Origin of the sequence: Bradyrhizobium oropedii, from assembly GCF_020889685.1 — a bacterium.
Lineage (GTDB): Bacteria > Pseudomonadota > Alphaproteobacteria > Rhizobiales > Xanthobacteraceae > Bradyrhizobium > Bradyrhizobium oropedii.
The window spans coordinates 1-3,191 of sequence record NZ_JACMYO010000355.1 but is presented as its reverse complement, the minus strand read 5'-3'; the positions used below and the strand labels follow the sequence as shown (position 1 = coordinate 3,191).

The 3,191-nt window shown below is 63.9% G+C and carries 3 protein-coding genes; 2 read left to right on the top strand and 1 reads right to left on the bottom strand.

All coding sequences use genetic code 11. The annotated features are described in order from the left end of the window. Positions 1 to 119 precede the first annotated feature (119 nt). A complete protein-coding gene (locus tag H8A95_RS42240) occupies positions 120 to 1,256 on the bottom strand; it encodes an alpha-hydroxy acid oxidase (protein ID WP_229188340.1) in 1,137 nt (378 codons plus the stop codon). 136 nt (positions 1,257 to 1,392) lie between these two features. Between H8A95_RS42240 and H8A95_RS42235 the strand changes: the two genes are divergently transcribed. Next, positions 1,393 to 1,566 (top strand): hypothetical protein, encoded by a 174-nt coding sequence (locus tag H8A95_RS42235; RefSeq protein ID WP_229168513.1) that lies wholly within the window; start codon positions 1,393 to 1,395, stop codon positions 1,564 to 1,566. A 217-nt stretch (positions 1,567 to 1,783) separates the two neighbouring features. Continuing rightward, positions 1,784 to 3,130, top strand: coding sequence for a phosphoglucosamine mutase (gene glmM / locus H8A95_RS42230; RefSeq protein ID WP_163161785.1), 1,347 nt, complete (start codon positions 1,784 to 1,786; stop codon positions 3,128 to 3,130). Positions 3,131 to 3,191 lie beyond the last annotated feature (61 nt).

Here is a 3,191-nt window from a genome sequence, read left to right as displayed (position 1 = left end):
TCGCTTCGCGCAGCGAAGCGGGGTGAGGGGTCTGTCTCCGCGGCTAGAGACCCCTCATCCGTCGCGGATTTCATCCGCGCCACCTTCTCCCACAAGGGGAGAAGGGAAGAGAGCTGCCCCTAAACCGCAAGCACCTTGTCGTCGATCTCGGCGATGGTGTTGACGCCGCACAGTCCCATCGTGGTGGTGAGCTCCTTGCCGAGGATATCGAGCGCCTTGGCGACGCCTTGCTGGCCGCCGGCGCCGAGGCCGTAGGCATAGGCACGGCCGATCATGCAGGACTTCGCGCCGAGCGCCAGCGCGCGCATGATGTCCATGCCGGTGCGGATGCCGCCGTCGAACATGATCTCCATCTGCGAACCGACCGCGTCGGCGATCTCCGGCAGCACCTCGATCGAGGACGGTGCGCCGTCGAGCTGGCGGCCGCCATGGTTCGACACCACGATCGCCTGCGCGCCGGTCTTGGCGGCGAGCTCGGCGTCCTCGACGTCGAGGATGCCCTTCAGGATCAGCTTGCCCGGCCAGATCGAGCGGATCCAGTCGATGTCCTTCCAGTTCAGCGTGGTGTCGAACTGCGACGCGGTCCATTCCGACAGCTTGACGATGTCGTCCATGCCTTTGACGTGACCGGCGATGTTGCCGAAGGTGCGGCGCTTGCCTTGCAGCACGCCGGACACCCAGGCCGGCTTGGTCGCGAAATCGATCAGCTTCGACAGCGACCACTCCGGCGGCACCGTCATGCCGTTCTTGATGTCCTGGTGGCGCTGGCCGATCACCTGCAAATCGACGGTCAACACCAGCGCCGAGCATTTCGCCGCGATCGCGCGCTCGATCAGCGATTTGATGAAGCCGCGGTCCTTCATGACGTAGAGCTGGAACCAAAACGGCTTGTCGACGGCGGCCGCGATGTCCTCGATCGAGCAGATCGACATCGTGCTCTGGGTGAAGGGAATGCCGGCCGCCTGCGCTGCGCGGCAGGCGTAGATCTCGCCGTCGCCATGTTGCATGCCGAGCAGGCCGACCGGCGCCAGGATCAGCGGCATCGCCGAGGGCTCGCCGAGGATCGTGGTCGCGAGGGTACGCTTGGAGACGTCGACCAGGATGCGCTGGCGGAACTTGATCTGCTGCAGGTCCTCCGAATTGGCGCGCAGCGTGTCCTCGGTGTAGGAGCCGCGATCGGCATAATCGAAAAACGCCTTCGGCACCCGGCGCTTGTGCAGCTGGCGCAGATCTTCGATGCAGGTAATGTGCTTCATGGACGTTCCCGGCCCTTCTTCTATGTCGCAAGTTCTATGTAACGAGTCTTGGCAACGAGTCTTGCAGCTGTTCGGTCTTGGCGTCATCTAGCATGGTTGGATGGCCCGCCAAATCGAAGACGGATGGGAGAGCACGATGACGCAATCAGGCTCCAAGCCGAAAGCAGACGAGAACGCCGAAAAGCGCCGGCTCGACGAGGCCCTGGAAGAGGGCCTGGAGGAGACGTTTCCCGGTTCCGACCCTGTCAATGTAATCCAGCCGGCCCCCAGCAAGGGTGACCAGCACGTCAAGCGAGGCGGCAAGAGGTAGGGGACAACAGTCGTTCCCGGGGATTGCCTGAAGGGCCATAATGTTATATTTTTCAGCGCCTTAATGCCGAAAAATACGGTTCGGCCGCGGTAATGATTCATCATATTTTTTGAAGTCATTTTAGCGCCTGGCAGTCTATAAGGCCGATGCACGCTACACTGGTAGGCGTTCAGGACTCTCTCGCCGGGTGGTTCGAGAGGTCCGTGTTGGGGGTTACATGAGCCGCAAATATTTCGGGACCGATGGAATTCGGGGCCGCGCCAATGGGCTGATCACGCCGGAGCTCGCGCTCAAGGTGGGGCAGGCCGCAGGTTTGGTGTTTCAGCGTGGCGATCATCGCCATCGCGTCGTGATCGGCAAGGACACGCGGCTGTCCGGCTACATGATCGAATACGCCATGGTCGCGGGCTTCACCTCGGTCGGCATGGACGTGCTGCTGGTCGGCCCGATGCCGACGCCGGCGATCGCGATGCTGACCAAGTCGATGCGCGCCGATCTCGGCGTCATGATCTCCGCGTCGCATAATCTTTTCGAGGACAACGGCATCAAGCTGTTCGGCCCGCAGGGCTTCAAGCTGTCCGACGATGTCGAGAAGCAGATCGAGCAGCTGCTCGACGAATCGCTCGACCGCCGCCTGGCGCAGAGCGCGAGCCTCGGCCGCGCCCGCCGCATCGACGGCGTCCATGACCGCTACATCGAATTCGCCAAGCGCACGCTGCCGCGCGACCTCTCGCTCGACGGCCTGCGCGTCGTGATCGATTGCGCCAATGGCGCCGCCTACAAGGTTGTGCCCGAAGCGCTGTGGGAGCTCGGCGCCGACGTGGTGCCGATCGGCGTCGACCCCGACGGCTTCAACATCAACAAGGAATGCGGCTCCACGTCACCGGAAGCGCTGTCGAGGAAGGTGCGCGAGATGCGCGCCGACATCGGCATCGCGCTCGATGGCGATGCCGATCGCGTCATCCTGGTCGACGAGCGCGGCCACATCGTCGACGGCGACCAGCTGCTCGCGGTGATCGCGCAGAGCTGGAAGGAAGAGGGGCGCCTCGCCAAGCCCGGCATCGTCACGACCGTGATGTCCAATCTCGGGCTGGAGCGTTTCCTGCAGGGCCACGGGCTTTCCATGGTACGCACGCCGGTCGGCGACCGCTACGTGCTCGAGCAGATGCTGAGCGGCGGCTACAATCTCGGCGGCGAGCCGTCGGGCCACATCATCATGTCGGACTATTCGACGACCGGCGACGGCTTCGTCGCTGCGTTGCAGGTGCTGGCGGTGGTGCAGAAGCTGCGCCGCCCGGTGTCGGAGATCTGCCGGCGTTTTGAACCCTTGCCGCAAATCCTGAAGAACGTGCGCTATCGCAGCGGCAAGCCGCTCGACGCCGCCGAGGTCAAGTCCGCGATCACTGACGGCGAGAAGCGCCTCAACGGCCATGGCCGTCTCTTGATCCGTCCCTCCGGCACCGAGCCGGTGATCCGCGTCATGGGCGAGGGTGACGATCGCATCCTGGTGGAAGAGGTCGTCGACAACATCGTCAGCGCGCTCGGCCACGCCGCGGCGGCGTAGGGCTGCCGAGTACAATCTCGCACCTGTCGAACCGTCATCCTGAGGAGCGCGCCCTTGCGCG